At 43.3% G+C, this 25,239-nt stretch carries 25 protein-coding genes, 1 pseudogene and 1 riboswitch; of the genes and pseudogenes, 10 read left to right on the forward strand and 16 right to left on the reverse strand.

What is annotated here, in order from left to right:
* Positions 1-63 precede the first annotated feature (63 nt).
* Positions 64-1,437: a capsule assembly Wzi family protein gene (locus C2M32_RS01915; protein WP_105166838.1), complete on the reverse strand. Its 1,374-nt coding sequence runs from the start codon at positions 1,435-1,437 to the stop codon at positions 64-66.
* Positions 1,434-1,916, reverse strand: coding sequence for a pantetheine-phosphate adenylyltransferase (coaD, locus tag C2M32_RS01920; RefSeq protein ID WP_105166839.1), 483 nt, complete (start codon positions 1,914-1,916; stop codon positions 1,434-1,436). The genes C2M32_RS01915 and coaD overlap by 4 nt, the downstream gene beginning before the upstream one ends.
* Before the next feature lie 189 nt (positions 1,917-2,105).
* Here coaD and C2M32_RS01925 point away from each other — a divergent pair, with 189 nt between their 5' ends.
* Both C2M32_RS01925 and thiI read left to right on the forward strand, forming a co-directional pair.
* Positions 2,106-2,762 (forward strand): TetR/AcrR family transcriptional regulator, encoded by a 657-nt coding sequence (locus C2M32_RS01925; RefSeq protein WP_105166840.1) that lies wholly within the window; start codon positions 2,106-2,108, stop codon positions 2,760-2,762.
* A gap of 105 nt (positions 2,763-2,867) precedes the next feature.
* Positions 2,868-4,328: a tRNA uracil 4-sulfurtransferase ThiI gene (gene thiI / locus C2M32_RS01930; protein ID WP_105166841.1), complete on the forward strand. Its 1,461-nt coding sequence runs from the start codon at positions 2,868-2,870 to the stop codon at positions 4,326-4,328.
* A 35-nt stretch (positions 4,329-4,363) separates the two neighbouring features.
* Here thiI and C2M32_RS01935 read toward each other — a convergent pair whose 3' ends face one another.
* On the reverse strand, positions 4,364-5,257 hold the full coding sequence (locus C2M32_RS01935; RefSeq protein WP_105166842.1) for a ketopantoate reductase family protein: 894 nt from the start codon (positions 5,255-5,257) through the stop codon (positions 4,364-4,366).
* On the reverse strand, positions 5,250-5,600 hold the full coding sequence (locus tag C2M32_RS01940; RefSeq protein WP_105166843.1) for a VanZ family protein: 351 nt from the start codon (positions 5,598-5,600) through the stop codon (positions 5,250-5,252). Before C2M32_RS01940 ends, C2M32_RS01935 begins: the two co-directional genes overlap by 8 nt.
* Before the next feature lie 139 nt (positions 5,601-5,739).
* On the opposite strand from C2M32_RS01940, the gene C2M32_RS01945 reads away from it, so the two are divergent.
* Together C2M32_RS01945 and C2M32_RS01950 are read left to right on the forward strand one after the other, a co-directional pair.
* The gene (locus tag C2M32_RS01945; RefSeq protein ID WP_105166844.1) at positions 5,740-6,222 is read left to right on the forward strand and encodes a YajQ family cyclic di-GMP-binding protein; all 483 of its coding nucleotides are present in this window, start codon (positions 5,740-5,742) and stop codon (positions 6,220-6,222) included.
* A 158-nt stretch (positions 6,223-6,380) separates the two neighbouring features.
* Positions 6,381-6,533: riboswitch (cobalamin riboswitch) on the forward strand.
* A 37-nt stretch (positions 6,534-6,570) separates the two neighbouring features.
* On the forward strand, positions 6,571-8,445 hold the full coding sequence (locus C2M32_RS01950; protein WP_105166845.1) for a TonB-dependent receptor domain-containing protein: 1,875 nt from the start codon (positions 6,571-6,573) through the stop codon (positions 8,443-8,445).
* 68 nt (positions 8,446-8,513) lie between these two features.
* On the opposite strand, the gene msrA is transcribed toward C2M32_RS01950, so the two are convergent.
* The 3 genes and pseudogenes from msrA to C2M32_RS01965 all read right to left on the reverse strand — a co-directional run bounded on the left by msrA (position 8,514) and on the right by C2M32_RS01965 (position 13,214).
* Complete coding sequence (msrA, locus tag C2M32_RS01955; protein WP_105166846.1) at positions 8,514-9,056, reverse strand: peptide-methionine (S)-S-oxide reductase MsrA; 543 nt, start codon at positions 9,054-9,056, stop codon at positions 8,514-8,516.
* A pseudogene (locus tag C2M32_RS01960) lies at positions 9,049-12,149 on the reverse strand (efflux RND transporter permease subunit). The gene msrA and the pseudogene C2M32_RS01960 overlap by 8 nt, the downstream one beginning before the upstream one ends.
* Positions 12,150-12,158: 9 nt before the next feature.
* Complete coding sequence (locus C2M32_RS01965; protein ID WP_105166847.1) at positions 12,159-13,214, reverse strand: efflux RND transporter periplasmic adaptor subunit; 1,056 nt, start codon at positions 13,212-13,214, stop codon at positions 12,159-12,161.
* Between the two features lie 229 nt (positions 13,215-13,443).
* Between C2M32_RS01965 and C2M32_RS01970 the strand changes: the two genes are divergently transcribed.
* From C2M32_RS01970 to C2M32_RS01990, 5 genes are all read left to right on the forward strand, one after another.
* Positions 13,444-14,139, forward strand: a complete 696-nt coding sequence (locus C2M32_RS01970; protein ID WP_105166848.1) for a DUF2982 domain-containing protein — start codon at positions 13,444-13,446, stop codon at positions 14,137-14,139.
* 36 nt (positions 14,140-14,175) lie between these two features.
* Complete coding sequence (locus tag C2M32_RS01975) at positions 14,176-14,508, forward strand: hypothetical protein (protein ID WP_105166849.1); 333 nt, start codon at positions 14,176-14,178, stop codon at positions 14,506-14,508.
* A 20-nt stretch (positions 14,509-14,528) separates the two neighbouring features.
* On the forward strand, positions 14,529-16,208 hold the full coding sequence (locus tag C2M32_RS01980) for an Lcl C-terminal domain-containing protein (RefSeq protein ID WP_105166850.1): 1,680 nt from the start codon (positions 14,529-14,531) through the stop codon (positions 16,206-16,208).
* An 8-nt stretch (positions 16,209-16,216) separates the two neighbouring features.
* Positions 16,217-16,735, forward strand: a complete 519-nt coding sequence (locus C2M32_RS01985) for an Lcl C-terminal domain-containing protein (RefSeq protein WP_105166851.1) — start codon at positions 16,217-16,219, stop codon at positions 16,733-16,735.
* A 75-nt stretch (positions 16,736-16,810) separates the two neighbouring features.
* Entirely contained in the window at positions 16,811-17,566 is a 756-nt protein-coding gene (locus C2M32_RS01990) for a YggN family protein (RefSeq protein WP_199886101.1), read from the forward strand.
* Here C2M32_RS01990 and C2M32_RS01995 read toward each other — a convergent pair.
* The 7 genes from C2M32_RS01995 to zapB all read right to left on the reverse strand — a co-directional run bounded on the left by C2M32_RS01995 (position 17,563) and on the right by zapB (position 22,763).
* Entirely contained in the window at positions 17,563-18,399 is an 837-nt protein-coding gene (locus C2M32_RS01995; RefSeq protein ID WP_105166853.1) for an amidohydrolase family protein, read from the reverse strand. The genes C2M32_RS01990 and C2M32_RS01995 overlap by 4 nt on opposite strands.
* Positions 18,396-19,124 carry an SDR family NAD(P)-dependent oxidoreductase gene (locus C2M32_RS02000; protein WP_105166854.1) on the reverse strand — a complete coding sequence of 243 codons (729 nt, stop codon included), beginning with the start codon at positions 19,122-19,124 and terminating at the stop codon, positions 18,396-18,398. The genes C2M32_RS01995 and C2M32_RS02000 overlap by 4 nt, the downstream gene beginning before the upstream one ends.
* Before the next feature lie 10 nt (positions 19,125-19,134).
* Positions 19,135-19,623, reverse strand: coding sequence for an FKBP-type peptidyl-prolyl cis-trans isomerase (locus C2M32_RS02005; RefSeq protein ID WP_105166855.1), 489 nt, complete (start codon positions 19,621-19,623; stop codon positions 19,135-19,137).
* 57 nt (positions 19,624-19,680) lie between these two features.
* Positions 19,681-21,153, reverse strand: a complete 1,473-nt coding sequence (locus C2M32_RS02010; RefSeq protein ID WP_105166925.1) for a LysM peptidoglycan-binding domain-containing protein — start codon at positions 21,151-21,153, stop codon at positions 19,681-19,683.
* A gap of 52 nt (positions 21,154-21,205) precedes the next feature.
* Positions 21,206-22,180, reverse strand: coding sequence for a hypothetical protein (locus tag C2M32_RS02015; RefSeq protein ID WP_105166856.1), 975 nt, complete (start codon positions 22,178-22,180; stop codon positions 21,206-21,208).
* Positions 22,181-22,245: 65 nt separating this feature from the next.
* Entirely contained in the window at positions 22,246-22,533 is a 288-nt protein-coding gene (locus tag C2M32_RS02020) for a cell division protein ZapA (RefSeq protein ID WP_105166857.1), read from the reverse strand.
* Positions 22,533-22,763: a cell division protein ZapB gene (gene zapB, locus C2M32_RS02025; RefSeq protein ID WP_105166858.1), complete on the reverse strand. Its 231-nt coding sequence runs from the start codon at positions 22,761-22,763 to the stop codon at positions 22,533-22,535. The genes C2M32_RS02020 and zapB overlap by 1 nt, the downstream gene beginning before the upstream one ends.
* A 178-nt stretch (positions 22,764-22,941) precedes the next feature.
* On the opposite strand from zapB, the gene C2M32_RS02030 reads away from it, so the two are divergent.
* Positions 22,942-23,778, forward strand: coding sequence for a 23S rRNA (adenine(2030)-N(6))-methyltransferase RlmJ (locus C2M32_RS02030; RefSeq protein WP_105166859.1), 837 nt, complete (start codon positions 22,942-22,944; stop codon positions 23,776-23,778).
* A gap of 59 nt (positions 23,779-23,837) precedes the next feature.
* On the opposite strand, the gene C2M32_RS02035 is transcribed toward C2M32_RS02030, so the two are convergent.
* Together C2M32_RS02035 and C2M32_RS02040 are read right to left on the reverse strand one after the other, a co-directional pair.
* Positions 23,838-24,404: a PhnA domain-containing protein gene (locus C2M32_RS02035; protein ID WP_105166860.1), complete on the reverse strand. Its 567-nt coding sequence runs from the start codon at positions 24,402-24,404 to the stop codon at positions 23,838-23,840.
* 36 nt (positions 24,405-24,440) lie between these two features.
* A complete protein-coding gene (locus C2M32_RS02040) occupies positions 24,441-25,178 on the reverse strand; it encodes a substrate-binding periplasmic protein (protein ID WP_234401193.1) in 738 nt (245 codons plus the stop codon).
* Positions 25,179-25,239: the final 61 nt, after the last annotated feature.

Genomic DNA, 25,239 nt, shown 5'->3' on the forward strand with positions numbered 1-25,239 from the left:
GATTGGTATTGCGATAGCGAAAAAGTTGAGTAAAGCACCCTAAAGGAACTTTACTCTTTGATATTAAAACTGATATTCCCAGCTTAACTTAGCTGCACTTCGTGTTTTATCATCGTCATTATTGCTTTGTTTATCTTGCCACACAGAGAGCCCAGCTTTTAACAAGCCGTTAAACAAGCCTTGTTGGTAGCCGAGTTCTAACAATGTTCGTTCAATATGCAAGGCGTCGAAATCAATCCGTTTGAGCTTTACAAACCCACCATATCCACCGAGTTGATAGTAATCACTTGCTAATGTGAGACTTTTCGCCTGAGGCCCAATGGCTGCGCCTAGCCACTGATCGCGCTGAGTGTATTCAGAGCCACCTTGGGGGGTTGTGAAGTTACACTGAAAGTTTGCCTCCAGCGCATGACAATTCATGGTGTTGTCACTGAACTCTAGGTAACTCTTGAGGCGATAATCAGTATTACCCGTAAAATGTTCAATACCCACAGTATAAGTGTTTTCAGAAGGCAGTATGCCACTGTCATTATTGCCAGCAACTTCCGCATACAGCGAAATAGGCTGGCCCAGAATTAGCCGAGAATATTTTACGTCTACACCCACTATTCTTTGTTTTGTCGAGGCTTGTTCTGTGTGTAATGGCAGCTCAAGTACAAAATCACTAGCAGTGGCATTCATAGCCAGCTCTAGCCCTTGAAGTGGTGAACTGGATAAGCGTATCCCCCAAAATTCGCCATCTCGTTTGTCGCTAAGAGTGGGTTTCTGTTTTGCGCCCAGCGCGGTGACTTGCCATGGTCCTATAAATGATAGCCAGCTTGGTCCTTCGTAATTACTATTGGCGCGACTGATACGCGCTGCGGTCATTGGTGCTGCGTTGTTTGATAACAGTAAGGCATTTTCATTGGCGGGGCCCCACCAGTAATTGAGGCGTTCAGCACTGAGTGACCAGTTGCCCACCAGCACGGCAAGGTGGCTCCCATAATGATTGATGTGCTTGCCATCAAGCGCTTCATCAGCATAGTTTATCTGTACTTTGGCGCTAACATGGTTGCCGGTCATAACGCTATAAGTTGATATGCCAGACTTAGCAGCTTGGCGCTCACCAAAACCGTTTTGTAAAGCGGCTTCATCGTCAAAGTATGCTGTGATACTTGAGTATTGGCTTCGTTTGGCTTGAACCAATGCATGACGCAGGTGTGCTAGGGCAAATTGCGCATTGTGGGCAACACGCTTTGAGTCTATCTTATCAAGGTCTTGAATGATTCCTTGCCACAATAATGGATATTGATTGACGGGGCGGTTGATGAGACCTGCACTGACCAACATATCAATAGAGTGCTTTAGCTCGCTCTCGTTGGCGTTGATCCAAGGACTTGCGATGCTGTTACAGCTTGTTGCCAATAATAATGCTGCGCTGAAGTATGATAATTTCATCCGTGTAATTTTGCCTGTAAAGCTTTTGCCACAAGTGGATGAACAAATTCGCTGACATCACCTTTGTGTAGTGCCACTTCTTTTACCAAAGTAGAAGAAATAAATGAGTTACGCTCAGAAGGGGTTAAAAATACACTTTCTAAGTCTGGGTTGAGACGTCGATTCATATTGGCAAGTTGAAACTCGTAGTCAAAATCAGACACCGCACGTATCCCTCTTATTAACACATTCGCTTTGTGTTTTTTTGCCAGATCAACCAGCAGTCCAGAGAAACCAATCACTTTTACATTCTTGTGTTCAGCAAGAATTTGTTCAGCCAACGCGACTCGTTCTTCCAAAGAGAAGCAAGGTTTCTTGTTCGGGTTATGTGCAATAGCAAGTAGCACCACATCAAACATTTTGGCAGCACGTTTGATTAAATCAGCGTGACCATTGGTTAATGGATCAAAGGTTCCTGGGTATAAAGCTGTGACTTTCATAACATTATGTCGTCAATAGAATTTGGCATATGGTAGCAATGTTTTACAGATATTTCACTGGTCTGCTTTGCACAATCTGCACTTATATCATATACCCTTTAGTGCTATTTTCACTTAGCCTAATTGGCTATACTGACCCAATTAGTGAAACACATCCTAATATTAATCGCGTGTCATAGAGATCAGGATATGAATACCAAGGAAAAAATAATTCGTACCAGCATCGCTTTATTCAATTTACATGGAGAGCGGGCAATTACTACGAATCACATAGCTTCAAACTTGGGTATAAGCCCAGGCAATTTGTACTACCATTTTAAAAATAAAGAAGACATTATTCGCAATATATTTTCTTTATACAGAGAGCATTTAAGTACTCACTTTAAACCACTCAATACCGATTATGAGCCACTAGAGCAGTTAACAACGTACTTAGATTCATTATTTGACTTAATGTGGCGTTACCATTTTTTTTACGACAACCTTACTGATATTTTGGCAAGAGACGGCGTATTGAAAAAGCAATATATTGAGTTTCAGGCAGATCTATTTGAGCAGGTGCGCTCTGTCGTAATTGGTTTACGTACAAGCCGCGTTATTGATATTAGCGATGAGGACGCAAAAGAGCTGGCTCATGTGTTGAAAATGACGGTGAGTTTTTGGACGCCATATGTCAAGGCGCGCAGAATGACAGGGGTGCTAGAGCAGCAAGATATCTACAATGGTATCGTGAAAGTACTGATGTTATTTAAGCCATATTGTACAGATTTAAGCTCAGCTAAAATTCAGGAGTTACAGGACCAATATCAACGCCTTGCGGATGAGTCATTACCTAGTATTGCGTGATATTGACAGCTAATTAGTTTGTTTATTTCCTAGACGCATAGAAATTTGATATACTCGCGCGCCCGATGTCTAGGCGCGCAATCGCCACGCAAAAGAGTTATTTCTATGTTTAAATTTATCGTCAAACTGCACCCTGAAATTGCCATCAAAAGCAAATCAGTTCGTAAACGCTTCACCAAACTTCTAGAGAAGAATATTGAAATTCTTCTAAGCCGTGTTGACGAGCAAATCAAAGTAAAGAATAACTGGGACAATATTACGGTTACCAGCGCTAAATCGGATCAATCAACACGTGATGCATTGATAGATAATTTAAAGCGCGTGCCTGGAATCGTGCAATTTATTGAAGTGCAAGAAACGCACTTTGAAAGCCTTGACGATATTTATCAGCGTACCTTAGCACTTGCTGGCCACACCATTGAAAACAAAACTTTCTGTGTTCGCGTGAAACGCAGAGGCAACCACGACTTTACTTCAAGCGATGTAGAGCGCTATGTGGGTGGTGGACTGAATCAAAATGTATCAGGTGCAAGCGTTAAACTTAGCAAGCCTGAAGTGACGGTAAAAATCGAGATAAAAGATGATTTAGCATATATCGTAACGCACACGCACTATGGTATTGGCGGCTTCCCTTTACCAACACAAGAAGATGTATTGTCACTTATCTCAGGTGGCTTTGACTCAGGTGTTGCCACTTATCAAATGATCCGTAAAGGTGCTCGCACGCATTTCTTATTCTTCAATCTTGGCGGCGCGGCACATGAAATAGGGGTTAAGCAGGTCAGTCATTACCTGTGGAAGCAATACAGCTCAACCCACAAAGTTAAATTTATTACCGTTGATTTTGAGCCCGTGGTCGCCGAAATTTTGGAAAACATTGAAAATGGGCAAATGGGCGTGGTTCTCAAGCGTATGATGATGAGAGCTGGCAGCCAAATAGCGGAGCGTTTTAATATTCCGGCTTTAGTTACCGGTGAAAGTATCGGTCAGGTGTCAAGCCAAACATTGGCGAACTTGAATGTGATAGACAGAGTGACGGAAACATTAATAGTGCGCCCACTGATCCAGCACGATAAGGCTGATATCATCAAGATTGCTCGTGAAATAGGCACTATTGAAATGGCGGAAGCAATGCCAGAGTATTGTGGTGTGATTTCTAAAAAGCCGACAGTGAAAGCTAAGCTTGAAACTATCTTAGCAGAAGAGCAAAAGTTCGATTTTGATGTATTGGACACGGTTGTAGCAAATGCTACGGTGAAAGACATTCGAGATATAGAGGCAGAAGCAAAAGAAGAAGTTAAAGAAGCTGAAACCGCCAGTGAGTTGCCTGCGAATGGCGTTGTTTTGGATATTCGCTCGCCAGATGAAGAAGATGCTAACCCACTGGAAATCGACGGGGTGGAAGTGGTTCATTTACCATTCTTTAGACTCGCCACCAAGTTTGCGGATTTACCACAAGACAAAGAATATTATCTCTACTGTGCCAAGGGCGTAATGAGTCAGTTACAAGCGCTAATATTGCATGAAAACGGCTTCAAAAACGTCAAAGTGTACAAGCCAGAATAACAAAATTAGCTAAAAGCCGAGCATGTCTCGGCTTTTTAGTGCTCTGTTGTTAGTGCCTGTAGCATGTGTGCGTTATACGGTGTTGCTACATTGAGTGATTTGCCCAGCGCAACAACATACCCACAAATCGCCTCAATTTCCGTTTTTCTACCATGTTTTAGATCTTGCGCCATAGACGAAAAGTTGGCGCTGGTACGTGACATCACCAGATACGCACTATCTAACGCCTGAGGTAATGACACTTTCACGCCGGCCTTATTGGCAACGGTACATGCTTCATTGAGTAACGCGAGAATGGTCGCGCTGAATTTTGGCTGGCGCAGTTGCCCATTAGGTATTTGATGTAATGCGGTTAAAGGATTAATCGCAATATTGACTAACAGTTTTTGCCAACGTAGCAGGGTGATGTCTTCGTGAATAAAGCATGCTGGCATTATGTCTTGAAAAAATGTCTCAAATACACGCTTGATCATGGCGTGCGCCTTTACATTACACGCACCTAAATAAGTATCGCCGTAACCCGTTATTTTAACATGATGGTTATCCAACTTTAACGCGCCACGAGCGGTACTGAGAAAAAACAATGCCTGATCCGGTGTAAGCTGGTTGATAACCTCACTCAGATCATACATACCGTTATGGCTAATGAATATATTTGCTTCGTCAGATAAATAGGGAAGTACATCGGTGATAGCCTGTGACACTTGATAGGCTTTTACGCAAATAAAGCAATGAGTAATAGACCGTGGCTGGATGTGTGCTAGTAAAACTGGCTTGGCGTTAATCTTTTTGGTTTGTTGGGATTCACTGATTACCCATTTTTGAGCGGGAAGAGCGCGGGTGATCACTGAAACATGATGGCGCTGACTCAAAGCATGAGCCAATGACAATCCAATCGCGCCAGCACCAACAACATACACATCAGTCATATTTCTTTGCACGCCACTTATTGTGTGCCATATACATGGCGTAGTAACTCAAGGCCCCTAAAAAGTCAGCGATGAAATCTCCCAGCGAGGCTTGTCTGTATGGCAAGCTATCCTGCATGACCTCAATGCCAATGCCGTAACTTGCTAATAACACGAGCTGTGTGATCATCGGCCACTTAAAGGCATGATGCATGATAAATGCTAGTGCAAAAAATATAGCAAAATGAACTACTTTGTCCGCGTGTTGAAAGCGAATACCTGAATGTTGAAACTCTTTGGCAAACAGGTAAGTACACACAGCGAGGGTGACCAACAATAAAACTTGATAAACGCGCCTTGTCACTATACTTCCTAAAGATAAATAGCCGCTAATTTGGGGTCAAGTATATCATCTAAAACTGGCTGGTGGGTGAATATCACTTTTTTCCCACATTCTTATTTAGGTTGATATAATCGTGATATTCATATTTTAGGAGAATAACATGCCTTCTTTTGACATTGTGTCTGAAATTGAGATGACAGAAGCAAAAAACGCGGTTGATAACGCAAAACGAGAGTTGGAAACTCGTTATGACTTTCGTGGTGTTGATGCATCGATCGAGTTCAATAATGACGTGATCACTTTGAAAGCTGAAGCGGATCCACAAGTTATGCAGCTTTTTGATATTTTAGCCAGTAAAGCATCTAAGCGTGGTTTAGATGTGGCAAGCTTAGAGCTTAAAGACATTGAACGTGCAGGTAAACACGTCTCACGTAAAGTTGGACTAAAACAGGGTATTGAAAAAGAAATGGCCAAGAAACTGGTCAAGCTGATCAAAGATTCGAAAATCAAAGTACAGGCTGCGATTCAGGGTGAAGAAGTTCGAGTTACAGGTAAAAAGCGTGACGATTTACAAGAAGTAATGCAGCTGATCCGCACCAGTGATTTAGGCCAGCCTTTTCAATTCAAAAACTTCCGCGATTAATGCTAGTAAAGCAATCTGCTCATTTTGCTTTTGCTAGGCCATCAACCACTAAAGCAAGTAACTCATCTTACTTGCTTTAGATTTCTAGACGTCCATTGACAATCATTCATAAACTTCGCACAATAGCGCCTCTTTTCAAGGTGCTTAGTTTGGTAATGTAATATTACCCAGATCAGTTTGTATCATTTAATCAGCTAAGATAATCGGGAAGTTGGTGACAATCACAGGAATGAGCGAAATCCAACACTGCCCCCGCAACGGTGATGCCTTTATGGCTCAGTCCGGAGACCGGCCTTGAAGTCGACTTACTAGTATTACTTGTGCGGTGGGCGCAAGTTTGGGGATATCATGCAAAACAAATCTACTTTGGCAGTGGCTATTTTAGCTGCTGTGTCTTCTGGCGTCTGGGCAAAAGACCACAATGAGCATATTGAGCGCATTACTGTCACAGCGAACAAATTTGAGCAATCAATTAATAACACCCTCACAACCGTCAATGTGATTGAACGAGAAGAAATTGAGCAAAGTAATCTTAGAGATTTGCCCTCTTTACTTAATACCGTTGCAGGTATTGATGTAGTCAGAAACGGTGGCTTGGGGCAAAAAGCCAGTGTTTTTGTGCGCGGTGCAACAACCAAATATGTGTTAGTGCTGATTGATGGTGTGCGAGTGAGTGATGCGAGCTCTGGCGATGTATCATTTACCAACGTTCCTATTAACAGTATTGAACGCATTGAAGTCGTAAAGGGTGCTAAGGCTGCAATTTATGGCTCTGATGCGTTGGCTGGCGTGATCAACATCATTACGCGTAAGGCGCAACAACAGCAAATTAGTGTTACTTCAGGTAGTCATAACTATGTGAACTATCAACAAGCAGGGCACTTTAACTCAGATTCACTGTCATTAAGTTTCAATTTGGGTTACGAAGACACAGATGGTTATGATGTCACTAGTAAAGACCCCCAACTTCCATTAAATAAAGATCATGACAGTGACGGTTACCACACAAAAAATATCGGCTTTAATCTAAGTTATGATCATGCTGAGGTTGGTACTGTTTCGGCACGCGCACAGTATAGCGAAGGCGAAGGTGAGTATGATAATGCTTGGGGTAATGATGCATATGAATTTGAAAACTATGTCACCAGACTTGCATGGGAAAAACAACATGGTCTGTTGCAGCACTACGCCAGTGTAAGTATCTCTCAGCAGGAGAATACGCAAATTGGCACAGCAAATCATGATGTTTATAGTACCGAACGCGTAGAGCTAGAATATCGTGCGCTATATCGTTGGTCTGACGCATTACAACTGGCCGCGGGTGTGAGTCAGCTCAATGAAGATTTAAGTAATGCATCAGCCGAATTTAGCCATTCGGATCGTACCAATAAAGCCATATTTGTAGGTGGCTTCTTTGAGCAAGGTCCATGGTTGGCAAATGCGGTTGTCAGAAGCGATGATTATGACTTTCACGGTAGAGCCAATACTTACACTGTGGGAATTGGCTATCAGGTCAACAATATTGTTACCTTTAGGGCAAACCATGGCACTGCATTTAGAGCGCCAACGCTGACACATGCTTATGTTAAGAATAGCCCTTGGTATGTGCCAAACCCTGATATTAAACCAGAAGAAGCGAGCAACAGTGAAGTGGGTGTCACACTCGATACTCGATGGGGTAAGTATGACGTTGCACTATTTGATAACAAGATAGATCAGATGATTGTCAACGTGCCAAATGAAACTGGTAAGTACATAGCATCTAACGTTGATCAAGCCACCATGAGGGGCGTAGAGTTATCTGCTGCGGTCTCTGTTTGGGGTGTTGAGCATAGAGCCAATTTAACCTTGCTAGATGCTAAGGATAAAACCACAGGTAAAGCCTTGGTTCGTCGTCCAGACACTGCGTTTAATTACACATTGGTTAAGTCGTGGGAAAAGCTAGATGCTAGCATCACCATGCTTTACCGCTCATCAAGGCCTACCATTCCTTTATATGATAGCCAGTTTAATGCGCATAACAAAGAGCTCAGTGGTTACACCGTTTTCAATTTGGCCGCTAACTACGCCTTATTTGAGAACGTAAAGTTGTCCGCCAGATTGGAGAACTTAACCGATAAAAGCTATTTGACTGCCGCCACAGGACTTGCCAGTGATGGTGAGATATTGGGGTATGTTCCATTTGGCAGACAGGCTTATGTTGGCGTATCCGTTAGCTTCTAAATTGAATGTTCAACAATAAATTAAAAGGCGGATTGTCATATCATCCGCCTTTTTTAGTATTTAGTGTTCTAAGCTTCGCTATCGAGTAAGTGCTCGCTAAAGCATTGCTGAAATTTAGCCAGCTTTGGCGCTATCATCACACTGCAATATCCTTGAGTTGGATTGTTCGCGTAATAGTCTTGATGGTAGCTCTCTGCGCTGTAAAACTGGCAAGCTTCACTAAGCTCGGTAACAATGGCGTTATTATAGTGCTTCTGCTGTGACTCTATCGTCATTTTAGCTTGTTGAAGCTGTTGCTCGTTATGATAAAAAATGACGCTGCGGTACTGAGTACCAATGTCATTACCTTGACGATTCAGTTGAGTTGGATCGTGTAAAGTAAAAAACATGCTTAATAGTTGCATATAGCTTATTTGCTGTGGATCGAATTTTATTTCCACCACCTCAGCATGGCCACTATCACCACGACAAATTTGCTCGTAAGTTGGTTGTTGTGTGTGTCCACCACAGTAACCTGAGCGTACTTCCAAAACACCTTTTACGCGACGAAAAGCGGCATCTATGCACCAAAAGCAGCCACCACCTAAAGTGGCAATATGTACGTCATTCATGTTTCAGTTCCTTATGTTCGGCTTCCTGCGTTGCCAGTTTTTGACTGATGAACTCAGGAGATTGAGTACGTTTAGCGAGTAGGTTATAGGCACATGGGATCACAAACAAGGTGAGTAGGGTGGCAACACTCACTCCAGCGAAAATCACAATGCCTATTACCATACGGCTTTCAGCGCCAGGGCCGCTTGCGAAAACTAATGGAATAGCACTCATCACGGTTGTTAATGATGTCATCACAATCGGACGCAATCTTTGCACCGCAGCGTCCAATATAGCTTGCTCAAATGGAATACCTTTATCTCTGAGCTGATTCGCAAACTCGACGATAAGAATACCGTTCTTTGCACTTAACCCTATCAACATAACGATACCAATCTGGCTGTAAATGTTGAGGGTATTACCTGTAATATACAGGCCATACATGGCACCGACCAAACCCAGAGGGACGGTGAGCATAATCACAAGCGGGTGAACAAAGCTTTCAAATTGTGCGGCCAGCACTAAAAAGGTGACGGTGAGCGCTAAAATAAACACGTACGTCATCGCGGAGGCACCTTCGTAAAATAGTTGTGACTCTCCTTTGTAATCAACAGCCCCGTCAATATCATTTTCTTCATCTGCCACTTTATTGAGAAACTCCAGAGCCTCAGCAAGGGTATAGCTGGCAGCGAGGTTGGCTGAGATAGTAATTGCACGCATACGATTGTATCGATTCAAGCGAGCAGCGGTAGCTTCTTCTCGAATGGTGATCAAACTATCTAGTGGTACTAGCTCCTCGGTGCGTGATTTTACAAAGATGTTGTGGATGTCATTCGGTGCCGCAAAGTCAGATTTAATACCTTTGAGGATCACGTCATACTCTTCACCGCGGTCAATAAAGGTGGTCACGCGACGCTGCCCGAGCATGGTTTCAAGCGTGCGACCGATATCGCTAATGGACACCCCTAAATCAGCCGCTTTGGTTTTATCTATGCTGATCAAAAATTGTGGGAAGGTTTCTTTATAGTCATGATCAATTCTCACCAGCCCAGGGTTTTGCTGTGCTCTAGCTATAATACGGTCTCGCCATTGGACTAACTCATCATAATCATTACCTTGCAATACAAATTCAATCGGTCTGGATTGACCTCCCCCGCCAATGCCTCTGCGCATGATCGCAAATGCGCGTACATCGGTTACCTCTCGCATGGTTGAACTGATCTCTGCCATGACTTCCCATGTTGAGCGTTTACGTTCATCCCAATCTGGCATTCCGACGATGGCAACGCCTCCTTGTCCACCCCAACCGGGAACGCGCACTAATACGCGGGCCAGCTCACCTTTATCGACGTATGGTAGCAGGCGCTGCTCTATTTGCTCCATATTGGCCAAGTTGTTCTCATAACTAGCCCCTTCTGGGCCATTCATCATGATGAAGAAAGTTCCTCGGTCTTCTTTAGGTGTCAGTTCCGAAGGGATTTGTTGCAGTAGGGCGTAGCTTGCAAAACCAGCCAGCGCTAAGGTTGTTACTAAGCTGTAGCGGCGAGCCAAATTGTCCTGTAGTACCTTTCTGTAACTTTGCTCTAAGCGCGACAGTATCTTTTCCATCCACTGGCTAAAGCGATTCTCTTTAGCGCTTGGCTTAAGCACTTTAGAGCACAAAGCAGGGGAGAGTGTTAAGGCGGTGACACTAGAAAATAGTACGGCGGCACTGACAGCCATCGCGAACTCAGTGAACAGTGCGCCGATACGCCCATCCATAAACACCAGCGGGACAAATACTGCAACCAGCACTAATGTGGTGGCAATAATGGCAAAGCCCACTTGTCGAGCCCCTCTAAAGGCGGCCAGCAAAGGAGGCTCACCTAACTCAATGCGACGGTGAATGTTCTCTAGCATCACAATGGTGTCATCAACAACCAAGCCAATTGCCAAGACTAATGCAAGCAGAGTCAATAAGTTAATTGAATAGCCCATTGCAAGTAAGAACATAAACGTTGCCACAAGGGCGACAGGCACTGTCACTGCCGGTATCAAAGTAGCGCGTATATTTCCTAAAAACATGAAGATGACGAGGACTACTAACCCCATAGCAATTGCAAGCGTGCGGTATACTTCATAAATACTTTCACGAATGAATATAGAGGAATCGTAACTGTCCTCTATGGTTGTTCCCGCTGGAAGATTTCGCTTTATTTTTTCAAGCTCTTGGCGGGCATTGTCCACCACATCAAGGGTGTTTGCTTTTGCTTGTTTGATGATGCCAAGGCCTATCATGTTACGACCATTGCCGCGAAAGGTACTTTCATCATCTACCGCTTCGAGTTGCACATCTGCCACCTCGCTCAGTTTTACGAGATAGCCCTTTGCGCCTCGTTTGATGATTAGGTTGGCAAAATCTTGCTGTGTTTTGTAGCTGCGAGCGATACGAACGGCGAAGTCTCTGTCCAATGATTCGATTTCACCCGCTGGTAACTCCACATTTTCACTTCTAAGCATTGTTCGATATCGCTGCTGGTGATACCTCGTGCGGCCATGGCGCGTCTATCTAACCATATTTTCATTGCATATTGTCGCTCACCACCAATACGCACATTGGATACACCATCCACCACGGCAATGCGGTCTACGATAAAACGCTGAGCGTAATCAGATAGCTGCAGAGTGTTCATGGTTTCACTGTTCAAGACAAACCAAGCGATAGGACTCTCATCTGAGTTGGATTTTGACACCTCTGGGGGACGAACTTGTTCAGGTAAGCTATCCAAGGCTCGTGACACACGTTCACGCACGTCATTGGCGGCTGCGTCAATGTCACGGTCAATGTTGAACTCTATAGTGATATTAGAGCGACCATTTCGACTCGATGAATTGATACTTTTGATTCCCTCGATGCCCGAAATACGGTTTTCGAGTACTTGTGTAATTTTGGCTTCTACGACTTCGCTTGAAGCGCCTGTGTAGTTGGTGCTTACGCTCACTATAGGTGTTTCAATATCTGGATATTCCCTAAGCGGAAGCATAGTAAATGCAACAATGCCGAAGGTCAGCAGTAACAGGTTTACAACGATCGCAAAAACAGGACGTTTTACCGCGGTATCAGTGATTTTCACATGCTACTCCTAACTCTTAACCGATACATTGCTGCCGGGACGGATTTTGATCACCCCTTCAGTGATCACCTGCTGCCCCTGCTCAACACCGGAAGAAATTGCGACCCAGCCATTAAAGCGGGCAACGATATTAACTTCGACCTGCTTTGCTTTTTGTTGCTCATCAATAATGAACACGTAATGCTTCTCTTGACGTGGAATGATGCTTTTCTCAGGCAGCATAATGGCATTATATGTGTGTAGTTCTAATTCGAGATGCATCAGCATTCCTGGGCGTAGTAAGGATTCTTGGTTATCGAAACTAGCGGTGACTTGCACACTGCGGGTTGCGCTATCGATGCGCGTATCAATATGAGAAATGTGGCCCTTAAACTCTCGTGCACCGTAAGCATCACTTCTGCCCATCACAGCCATACCAGTATGGAGTGTCGCAAGATGCTTTTCAGGTACTTGAAAGTCAACTTTGATGATGCTGATATCATCCAGTGTCGTCAAAGATGTAGAAGAATTGACAAAACTACCGACTGACACCAAACGCTTTCCTAATATGCCTGTAAAAGGGGCACTTATCAGTAACTCATTAAGATGTGTTTGTTCAAGCTCTAGTTTGGCTTGCAGCGCTTCGACAACCGATAGCTGTGTCTCTAGTTGTGAACGGGCTGCGGATTGACTTTTTGCTAAGTCCTCAAGTCGCTTAAGCTGTCTTTGTTGTTCTTTGAGGTTTATTTTTAACTCTTTTACAGCGAGGCGCTCTTGCTCATTTTGCAGTTGTACTAACTTATCGCCTTGCTTAATGACATCACCATCCTTAAAGTAAATATCTGTTATATAATCGCTTTGTGAACTAGATATATGGATGGCCTGATTTGCTCTGGCACTCCCAACGGCAGAAATAAATAACGTTTTTTCCTGCATCGATGCGGTTTGTGCATTCACTGTTGTGGCTGCACCTGCAGATCTGCTCATTTGGCCCTGGCTAACGGGCAGGTATAAATAGCTTATAATGGCAACGAGAACTAAAATAATAAATGGAAAGAGTGCTTTGCCTGATTGTTGAGTAAACATAAAAATATACCGCAAATAATGATGTTAATAGTGTACAAAATACGGCCCGTATACATATAGTTAGGTATCTCGTAATTTTGTGAATTGGCCGAAAAATTGCCTGATTAGAAACAATTTAGCTAGCCTGTGAGAGCTGAAGTGACGAAACAACGCCCCTGTAAAACCTGTATCACAATACGTTATGTACTGATTTGGACCGTGTTGATGTTTATCTTTTATTTTGGTTTTTATGTCGACTAAACAAGCCAAACTGAGGGCAACAGCAAACCGACATGGTATGGAGTTTATGCTCGTAGGAGCGATATGTTTGGCTGTGATCATGACGTTTGTTGCATTGCGAAGTACCCCAATCAGCATAGTTGAAATTTTATTATCGAGTATGGCTGTAATGGCTATTTTACTTGGCTTTTTAAAAAGCCAGCAGCCATTCTATAGTTTACTTATTGATAATAAAGAAATATGTTATATTCACCGCTTTGGAAATATGCACATTGAAGTCGATAATTTTCACTCGGCAGGTATTCCATCTGTAACACAGGGGCTTGAAATTCTTGAGTTAAATGCGGTTGGTATTAAACTTAATAATATCGACACATTTTTACACGACTTGAGCCCAAGATTAGCGGGGAAATTGTTGATAGAACAGAGGTATATTTTTTTACAAGCTGTTAAAATATATTGTAAAAACGGTAACTGCCCACCAGAATGGCTGGTTGAACCGAGTGATTATCGCTCAGCGTCTGGCAATGTTTATACAGGTCTGATAGCGATGTTTGCAAATAGAATGCATAATCTTAAAGCGTTGACAGGGTACGATTTATTGTTACCAGCAAACGTTTTGGATAGGGATATATGGCATTTTTCGACATTATTGAATCGCTGGAAGTTAAATCCAGATGAGGTGGTAGGATCTTTGCTAGAGTAGCAAACCACCCTAACGAAGAAGTAACAGGATCAATTCATGAGCACAGAAAGAGCCTTTATTAAAAGTGGCCGCAACACCATTATTCATAAAGAGAAGAAGCTCGATTTAGTTATTGTGAATGGTGAAGCGCACCCTAAGATTAAAGTCACTCCGATGGGTTTAGTGCCATTCAAAGAAGAGTTGCCGAGAAATCGTCGAGAGGCTAAAGAGCGTTATCTTGAAGTTGTACATATCTCAAGTGTGGATATATTTGGTGAAGTGAAGCGTTTGTTGTTTATCCAAGCGTTAGATGGTCGCGAGTATAAAGTTGACTATTCAAAAGTGGGAACCAAGTTATTTGTAAGAATACACCAAGATAGCTATTTATAACGTTTCGACAAGGAATAGTAATGCAAAGAACCAAAATACTTCCCCTGTTATTGGGCTTATTATTAGTAGCTTGTGGGGGGGGCGGTGGTTCAGACTCTGGAACGAGTACTGAAAATGCCAGCATCAATGCTGGTGAAGATATCACGGTGCTAGAAAAGTCAGTGTTTACTTTATCTGCATTGGTTTCTCCCTCTGGTGGTACAGTGAGCTGGCAAATCCTAAGTGGTCCAAACATTGAGGGTTTTCCACTTGAAGGAATGGAAATTGAAGTCACTGCTCCAGACGTTAAATCTAATAGTGAAGTCGTCTTTAAAGTGGATTATCTTGCACCCAATGGGCAAGTGGTCTCAGATCAAGTGTCAGCATTTATTACTTCACAAAACCAATTACCTATTCCCGTTGTTACACAAACACTGCCTAGCGAAGGGCAATCACAGTATCTAGATATTGTTGAATTAAGCGCTGCTGAATCTTCAGACCCCGATGACAATGGTCAAGTGGTGGGATACTTATGGGAGCTGCTTTCGGGGCCGACATTAAGCTTTAACAGTACGACGGAACAGACACTTCAATTTGTACATCCTTTACTGGTAACGAATCAAGCTGCAAAATTTAGGCTAACAGTGACGGACGATGAAGACGGAAGTACAAGCACTGAGTACAGTGTTACCTTGCTAAAAGCAGATAAGCCTGTGATTGCAGAGGCTGGAAACACGCAAACTGCGATTGAATTCGATACCGTGACACTCGATGCCTCAGACAGTAAAACAGCGTCAGGCCAGTTTAGCTGTCTATGGCAACAAATTGCGCAAACTGGACAAAACACCACGGTGACAATCAGTGAGCCGAGGCAGTGTCAAACTGATTTTGTGGCGCCAGATGTGGATGTAGCAACTGCACTGTCTTTTCAAGTGACAGTGACCGATACAAACGGATATAGCGATACAGACACCACAACCGTGAACCTTGAGCCAAAGGCGCTGGGGCTAATTCAAGACAGTGGTTTAAGCAAATGTTATGACGCCAGTAGCGAGATTGACTGTGACAATAGTGATTATCCCGAACAAGATGCCGATATTGGTAGAGATAGTGTGGCTGACTTTTTAGATAAAGTTGGACAGGGGCGTGCTGCGTTCGACTATACAAAATTAAACGAGTTTGCCGATGAGTTACCGGATACAGCCAGCCAGTTTAGTTGTGTACGAGATAACGTCAATGGCCTTATCTGGGAAGTAAAGCTCAGTGATACCGGTACTGTGCCCAACACGGATACTCGTGATGGCGCTAATCACTACACTTGGCATGTTGAGCGTGTGAGTGGCGCTGCCTATCCGGGTAGCATTGTTAGCCCTGCCAACACGACTTGCCCAAGCAACTCCAGCTGCGGTATTCAAGCATTTATTGACGAAGTGAATGCCAGCAACTTCTGTGGCGGTAGTAATTGGCGACTACCCACTTACTTTGAGCTACTCAGCTTGATGGATTTTGGTAGAGAGGCGGGTTCACATCTGCTTGACCCTGATTTTTTCCCAAATCTGCCAAGTGTCTCGGCATTGGGGCACCTTTATTATTGGACTGCACAAACTAGTGTAGATGGCCGCAGCCTTAGCCAGGCTTTTATACTTGATATGCAAACGGGTAATGACTTGGCATATCCAAAAGCGAATACAGCCTATGTGCGATTAGTGAGAACACCATGAGGGAAAATATGAAACTGCTGTTATCAGGTTTGGTCGTCTTGGGTGCTTTCAAAGCCTATGCGGAGCAGACTTGTGTCGATGCTGCCAGCGCGCCCAGTACTACACCGGTTGAGCGTTTTACAATAAATGCTGATGGTACAGCGACTGACAATGAAACAGGGCTTATGTGGCAAATCTGTGAATTTGGACAAAGTTATGATGCGCTCAACCTGACCTGTAATAGTGCTGCGTTGCAGGTAAACTGGCAGCAAGCACTGGTAGCAGCAAAAAGTAGTAATTATGCGGGTTTCACAGATTGGCATGTACCAAACGTGAAAGAGTTAGCCAGTATTATTGAACACAGTTGTGTAGAGCCTGCCATCAATCAAGAAGTCTTTTTATCCACTCAAAATGACAACTACTGGACCAGTACCACTGCAATATCACAGCAAGACCATGCGTGGGCATATCAACTAGCAGATGGTAAGAACAACTTGAAGGCCAAAACCTCGGATATCTTTTTGCGTTTAGTCCGCTATGCCAAATAGCTTTGGCATTAGATAAAAGTTTGCTACTCTTCATCTCGTTTCTTGACGGGGAGTGATAGAGCTTTGTTTCGTTCATTGAGTTTCGCAACTGTATTGTTATTAACTGCTTTGCCTGCGTTGGCAAAAAATAAATGCGATGTTGAGTTGAGTCACGGCCTTATTATTACCGACAGCGAAATCCGTATTGTTGATAACGGCCAAACACGCGTACAAATAAACAATGATAATCAGCTTCTGATCCGCGGCTATTGGGTGGAGCTATCGGAACAAGAAACCCAAGTTTTGTATGAGTACTCACGAGGTATTAGAGACACAGTACCTGAATTGGTAAGTCTAGCAACGGACGGGGTAAATCTTGGATTAAGTGCCATTGAGCAGGTGGTTGAAGGAATGTCTGATAAAGAACCAGAGGTACTTAAAACCCAATTACAATATGTTGAGCGTGCCTTAATGGACAAGTTTAAAAGGGGCGATGATTTTTTCTTTATTGCGCCACAGTCTTTGTCGAAAATCGATGATTTTTTCACAAAAGAGATCAGCAAAAAAATTCACTCAGCGGTACATGGCTCACTAGGCGCTATCTTAATGTCGTTAGGGGATGCCTTTAAATCTCGTGAGGGCAATATTGAAGATAGGATCACTGACATGGGTCAGCGCATGGAAATCATCTCCAGAGAAATAGACAAGTCGTTACAGAAGAAAGCACAGCAACTTGAAGAAAAGGCAGAAGAGTACTGTGAGTGCCTTAATACCTTAGAAAATACAGAGACGCGCTTACAGACGATCGTACCAAGCCTAGCAGCCTACGATCTCGTACAGATCCGTTCCTAAAGTCGATATATTCGCTTAGCGTTACTATAACTGAGCTTTTCCCACAATTTGTCGTCATTCACAAGCTGACGATAATGATGCCATACGTCAGCGTAGCCCGCCCTTATTAAGCACACTGGATAATTTGACGCAAACATAACACGTTTGTCACTAAAAGCTGCAATCAACACGGCCAGCAAGGTATGGCTTTTTAAAGGTCTATTGACGTGCTCTTGCCCAGAGAATTTAATTGCGACATTACGGCATTGTGCCATCAGCTGAAGACCAGTTTGCCACTGTATATCTTGTTGTAAGAAGCCGCTATGATTGAGGACTATTTGCAAAGTGGGTAATTGCTGACAAGTCAGCGAAAAGTGTTTGACTATATCTGTGTGATGTAATTCAAACTGCGCTTCGAAAATCAGGTTATGCTCGGCCAAAACTGCGAGGTTCTGTTTAACATTGGGGTGTAACAGCTTATGAGCTTCTGACCCTTCGCTGATATCTCGAATACCAATAAAGTTTGTGCAGTCCAATAAGGGCTGGAGTTGCGCACAAAAGTCACTATTCGCTTGTGTGATATCAAGATAGGCAATTGCTTTATAAGGCAATGAGGGAATGTGTGTTGTTAACCATTGCAATTCGGCAACTGGATGTTGATTATCAAACCCAGCTTCGATGTGTACCAGTCCTGCCAGATAAAGGTCATCTTCCAGAGTGAGTTGCGCTAAACCATGATTTTGCTTAATTTTATCAAGGTTTGGCCAAGCTGGAGGATTGGGGCCAAGCAACCACTGATATTGACCCTTTTGTAGATCAAAAAAATGTAGATGAGGGTCAATAATCGGGGTCATTGGGCTGTATAGCCTCCGTCAATACTCTGTAAACTTCCTGTGATGAATGCCGCGTCATCACCGAGTAAAAATGCAACTAATGCAGCTACTTCATGAGCTTGCCCTAGTCGTCCAAGAGGTTGCAAACTCGCCTCTTCGGCGACGATCACATCTTTACTTGCACCGCTTTTTTCACAGTAACTGTCGATTGCCTTGTGAAACAAAGGCGTCTCGATGGTTCCTGGACACACCGCATTTGCGCGAATATTGAATGGGGCATAATCCAATGCTGTGGTACGTGCCATTGACGCTAATGCAGATTTAGTGAGGTTGTAGGCAAATGAATTGGTTTTGCCAATCAGCGCTTGATCTGAAGAAATATACACGATAGCGCCATTATTTTGCTGTTTCATAGCTGGAAGCACTGCCTTGGTAGCGGCGTAGGCACCTTTAACATTGAGAGCGAATAAGCTATCTAAGGTTGCTTCATCCGTATTTTCAATGTTGGCACTTAGGTGTTTACCTGCGTTAGAAACCAGTGCATCGATACGACCTGTCTGCTGGAAAATAGCAGCAATGTGTTTTTCTACATCAGTAACCTTGCTAACATCACAGTGAACATATTCACCAACATCAGACGGTTGAATATCTAAGTTAAACACCTGATACCCTTGACTAAGCAGCTTCTCGGCAATGGCTAAGCCAATGCCAAAGCTGCCACCTGTAACTATGGCAACTTTGTTCACGATGTGCTCCTTAATGACCACATCCGCCTGCGCCGTGCACATGGCCATGCGCCAGTTCTTCAGCGGTAGCTTCACGTACAGAAACAACTTCAACATCGAAAGTTAGTGTTTTACCCGCAAATGGGTGGTTAAGGTCACAATCGGCATTGAAACGACCAACTTTAACAACAGTAACTTGATGGCGACCTTGGTTTGATTCAACAATAGCAGACATACCAGCTTGCCATGCTTTGTTATTACCAAGACCTTGTAAGTGCTTGATTGGAATGCGTTGCACTAAACCTTCTTGGTACTCGCCATAGGCTTGGTCAGGTGTCAGTGTAACGCTGAACTTATCACCAGAATTTTTACCTTCTAAGGCGTTTTCAAGACCCGGTAACATACTGTCATTACCGTGTAAGTAGGTTAGCGGCTCACCGGTGGTGCTAGTTTCTATTTGTTCACCAGCTTCACTTAAGGTGTAGTGAAATTCAACAGCGGTATCTTTTGCAATCTGCATGACTATCTCGTTTTTTCAAATATGTGTCACTATTTTACGTGAGCAAAGCCACGAGGGCTAGCGATTCGAGCGAGTTTCTGGCTTAACGAGCTGCTCAAGATCAGAGAGTAGCACATCGCTGGCTGGCTTCTGTGGTGTTTCATTGGCTTTAGGTAAATGTAAAACTAGCACCTTTCCTGGTTTTAGGACTTTGTTTGCTTTGAGCTTATTCCACACAATGAGATCTCGTACCGACACTTTGTAATGCTTGCTGATTTTCCATAAAGACTCGCCTTCGCCCACAGTATGGTGAAACTCCATCGTCAGTTGTTTCGGTTTTTGGGCTTGTGCAACGTAGGGGCTGATTTGATAGTCGACTAATAAGCTGTCGAATTTCTGCGCTTGTGTTACTTTCAACTTCTCACCTACCCGTATCATATTGCCCTTTTTGTTATTGAGGAGTTTTATAGTCGCAACGCTGGTGTTAAATCGTCTAGCAAGCCGATAAAGCGTGTCTTTGGGCTGTACCACATACGTTTGGCTAAAATATCGTTTAAAGAATTGACTTTTTAACAGTTGCTCTTGTGTTAATGGCAGTAAAACTGTGTGCGGTCCATTGGGAGAACTTTGATGGCGCAAATACCCCGGATTAAGGCGGTGAAGGGTTGCCTTTTCAATTCCAGTTAGGGAAGCCAATATCGAAAAATCAAACTGTTGGCCGATATCAAGCGCACTGGTCAGGGCGTGATTCGGCAAAGTTGGACGTTTAAATTTTGGATGTTCAGTTTGCAACAAGTAACTTAACGCGATCAGCTTTGGTACATAATCTTCGGTCTCTTTGGGTAAAGATAGACTCCAAAAATGACGGCTTTTTCCTTTGCGCCGATTGTTTGCAATGGCCTTTTTTACTCGACCTTCACCGCTATTGTATGCCGCTAGAGCATGCAGCCAATTACCATGAAAGCGCTTATGCAAATAGCTCAAATAGTCTAAGGCAGCCTCAGTGGAAGCTAACACATCCTGACGGCCGTCATACCAAGGATCTTTGGTAATACCAAAGTGATAGGCGGTTGCATTTACCAATTGCCACGCGCCAACCGCTTGCTGGGAAGAAATCGCTTTGGGTCTAAAATCACTCTCAACGAAAGGCAGCAGTGCCAACTCCATCGGTAAGCGACGGCGCTCGACTTCTTCAACGATATGATACAAATACGGAGCTGCACGTTTGGATACGCTGGATAGGTAATGCGGTTGAGCTAAATACCAGTTGACTCGAGCCTCCAATCTATCATTTAACTCAATATCAAAGCTTAACTGCTCACTGATCCGCTGCCATAGATTAGTGACCGGTTCCACTGTTTTCATCGGCGCTTTTTTTTGTGGTTTATTTACTTTAGTGGTTATTGCCGGTGTGAGTGATACGTTTTTGATATCGGGTTGTTTATTTGTGCTTGCTTTCAGTAAAGAGGTACTGATGGCTGCCACATCATTGTTGGCGATAGTATCGCTATGCACTTCGGGTTGAGTACTTTGGCACGCCGTTATTAACATACCCAATGCAATGATAAGCATGCAGCGGAGTATGTTTAAATAACATGAAGGCTTACAGAACAACATCAGATTTTGCCTTATGTTCAGCTGCTAAACGTCGCTGTGCTAATTGATAATATTGTGTCAAACGAGCTTGAGCAATGTCATCGATGCTGTGCTGTGTAGTCATTTTTTCTAAAAAATCAGTAACAGGCATGCTCTGTTGTAAGGCTTGAATAAATGAAATTGGGCGCTGTAATGCGGCCCGCTTATATGGTTTTCCATGTGCAGGGAGTAGCCATGTGATGGTGCTGTCTTCAATGAAAGTTTGCAGGCTTATCAGCCAAGGCGTAAGCCGTACATGCTGAATGTAGGGTAATTCATCGACGGTGTTGCCAGCAAACAGGGCACCATTGGGGTGACTAAAAATATACATATCACCCTGACTATATGCGTTATTGGCGGTTAGGCTGAGCGGATAGTTACCAAGCTGCAAAGAAACAGACTGTTTGATACCTATAGGCGGTGCTAGACGCAGGGAACGCCAGTCTTGTAATCGTTGCTGCGCTACTTCTAGATGGGCTTGCCATTGTTTTTTCTGTGTCTCACTCAGGTTATTGGCTCGTGCTTTACTGATGGTTAAGCTTTGCTCTAACTTCGACAGTTTTTCTAATAGTCCCTGCTGGTAGTGAGAAAATTTGTTTACGATGCTGTTATTTGCATACCACTTAGCACTAGGAAATGCTCTTTGCAGTAAAGCCATTCCTAGCACTTGATCTTGTTCAGCTGAAGTACTGAACAAATAACATACGGGTACAGAGAGTTGCCTTTTAAGCGTGTTAATCATTTGCTCGAGTTGTACAAAATCACCATGTGCATTGACGATTGCCGCACATTGCTGGCCTTGGATAACGGCTTGGTTGACTTGTATATAACGAGCTTGCTCCGAAGGAGATATAAGCGAAGTCGCTTCATCAACTTTATACCATTGATTAGCATGAGAAAGGTTTGTGAGCAGGCTGACAACGACAGCTAAAATAAAACGCATAATCGCCCAAATTCTACAACAAAAGAGGTGATAATTTAACCGATAATGCGTTTTTTGGGAAGCAACTAATTATCAGCCAAGTGTACTTTCAGCTTATCAATGAGGGTTTGTTGTTGAGTTTGCTGAGAATTATTTATTCGCTGCTGATCTTGTAAGTCATGACATAAGTGCAGTGCTGCTAGTAACAGTGCATTTTGCTCATTTCTGACTGACGACTTCTGTCTCATTTCATCAACTCTTTGATTTAACAGAGCTACAGCATCAAGGAGCAGTTGTTCCTGCCCCTCTGTACAGGCAAATTGATGTGTCTTACCAAGTAAGCTGACTTCAACTTGATTGCTTTTTTCAGTCATTAGCTAGCCTGAGTAGCACTTTGCAGTTTTTCGAGAAGGTTAGATAAAGTGTTACTTGTGTCTTTTTGCTTTTCTTCACTTTCAAGCACTTCAAGTTGAAGAGTTTCATTTTCATCAATCAGCTTAGAGTTTTGCTCTTTAAGCTGTGAAAGTTCATTATTTAATCGCTCGTTACGAGCAATTAGTTGATCAATTAGCTGTTCGAGTTGGGGAAGTGTTTCGTTATTCATAAATGCGCTCTTATCACAGTGTTTTGTCATGCAAATGTAAAACAAAGTGGCTTCGGATGCTAGCGAATACGCGGCTTTATACTGATTTTTATGTAACTTTAAGCGATAATGGCCTTAACACCCTATTTTATTCAGAAGCGGTTCAGCAAAATGCACCGTTTTAGTAACAGGCGACTATATGCTTAGCTATCGACATTCCTTTCATGCAGGAAACCCTGCTGATATTCTAAAACACCTTGTACTATCTCAGGTTCTTGAATATATGACACGCAAAGAAACGGGCTTTGATTATATTGACACCCACTCAGGAGCCGGTTTTTTCGAACTTGACAGTGCGGATGCTCAAAAAACTCAAGAGTATTTAGATGGTATCGCTAAGCTATGGGATTATCAGGGTGATAGTGCCGCGTTACGAGACTATGTCCAACTAATTAAATCGTTTAATGGTGACACTTTATCATTTTACCCCGGCTCTCCAAAGATAGCAGAGCACCATTTAAGACGTCAGGATAAAGGCTGGTTTTTCGAGTTACATCCTAAAGACTTAGCTTTGCTCCAGCAAAACATGCAAGGTAAAAAATCCTTACGAGTACGTGGTGAAGATGGCTTCAAGGGGTTACTAGCGCTTGTGCCACCAGCTTCCAAACGTGCGGTAGTCCTTATGGATCCTCCCTATGAAATCAAAACTGACTATCAACAAGCCGCAACCATGATAGTTAAAGCACACAAGCGCTTTGCAGCTGGTACATATATGATCTGGTATCCAGTGGTGTCGCGCAGCCGTATAGATTTGCTCGAACAAACACTGATTGACTCTGGTATGCGTAATATTCAGCTTTTTGAGTTGGCAACGGAACAGGACACAGAGCAACATGGGATGACCGCTTCGGGTATGATAGTTATCAATCCGCCATGGACTCTAAAAAAGTCATTAGATGAAGTACTTCCTGAACTAGTCAAGCACTTGAGTAAAGCAAGTGGATTCTATCGTAGCGAACAGCTTGTACCGGAGTAGTGAAGTAGAAGGTTGAGTGAACAACATCGTTAAGCCCCTGCGAAGGGGCTTAGATATTGCTACTTTTTAACATATTTAGTAAGGATAACAATGCGTTGCCCTTCAACTCGACCTTCGATATGTTCAGGGTTAGAGGTTAAACCTATGTTGCGTACGGCGGTACCACGCTTCGCCACTAAAGAGCTACCTTTCACATCTAAATCTTTGATTAACACAACGGTATCTCCTGCACTTAAGCGCACGCCATTGCTATCAAGATGGACAATATCTTCTTCCACCGCCAGAGCCTGCTGTGCCCAGCTTCGTGTGTCGTCTTCTAGGTAAAGCATATCGAGGGCATCTTGGGCCCAACCGTTGTCAGTGGCTAGACGCTTTAACATTCGATATGCCACAACTTGTACCGCAGGTACCTGACTCCACATACTGTCGTTTAGACAATGCCAATGATTTGCCTGCAAATCGGTTTTGCCTTCAACTTGCGCCTTACAGGTTTCACAAAGATACACACATTTGTCTGAATGCGCTTCAGCAACAGGTGGAACTTCATAAACCGATAGTGCATTCGTGCTGGCGCAAAGTTCACATTGCTGATTACTGCGTGTTTGGAGGGTGGCCTCGATACTCATAACTTATTCCCGTAGGCAAAAGGCGCATTATACTGCTCAATGTCCAAGCATGCCAGCGGTGGGGATCGATTGCACGTAGCGTTGGGTTATGTTTTTGAAGAAAGCTTGCTGGTGTAAAGTCTCAATCGCCTGATTGATTACGGGCAGAAGGGTTTTATGCTTGGCTTGTAAGCGCATATGCATCTCACCTTGAGAATGTAGAGAATTAAAATAAATGGCTATATCTAATTCCTTTGCCCAATAAATTGCAGGTAGATCTCCAATGATCGCCAGATCAACACGACCTCTGGCTAGTGCCTGTAACAACTCTTTTTCGGAATTAAAGTCAATTCGCTCAAAATGCTCGTCATCATGATAGTAATAGCCTCGAACAGTGCCGATTTCAGCTCCTTTAAGTTGAGGCTCAGATGATAGCTTTTTTGTTGATACTATATATTCATCCACAGATATGATGGCATTGGAATACACAAAACGGGGATCATTGCGCTGCTGTTCGTTAAGCCAACTGGGGCTGATAAGGTCAAAGTCTATTTTGCCTGTTTCTAGATATAAAACCGTCCTTTTGGCGGGCAGAAGTAAATTGTTACCTTCAATATTGGCGGTTTTCAAAATGGCTGTGACAACTTCCGGCAAAATACCGGGTTGTTTGGGGTCATGTGTATAGTAGGGATAATAGTTCCCTGAGCCACTTACACTGTAAGTGAGTTGTGTATTGGTATTAGCATTTAGCGAGCCTAAAAAACAAAAAGCGGCTATCATTATTAAAGTTCTCATATGCTTATACTAGCCCAACAATCTGATTATGATCAATTATCGTAAAGACCTAGTTGTTTAT

The organism is Pseudoalteromonas sp. T1lg23B, from assembly GCF_002964665.1.
Taxonomy (GTDB): Bacteria; Pseudomonadota; Gammaproteobacteria; order Enterobacterales; family Alteromonadaceae; genus Pseudoalteromonas.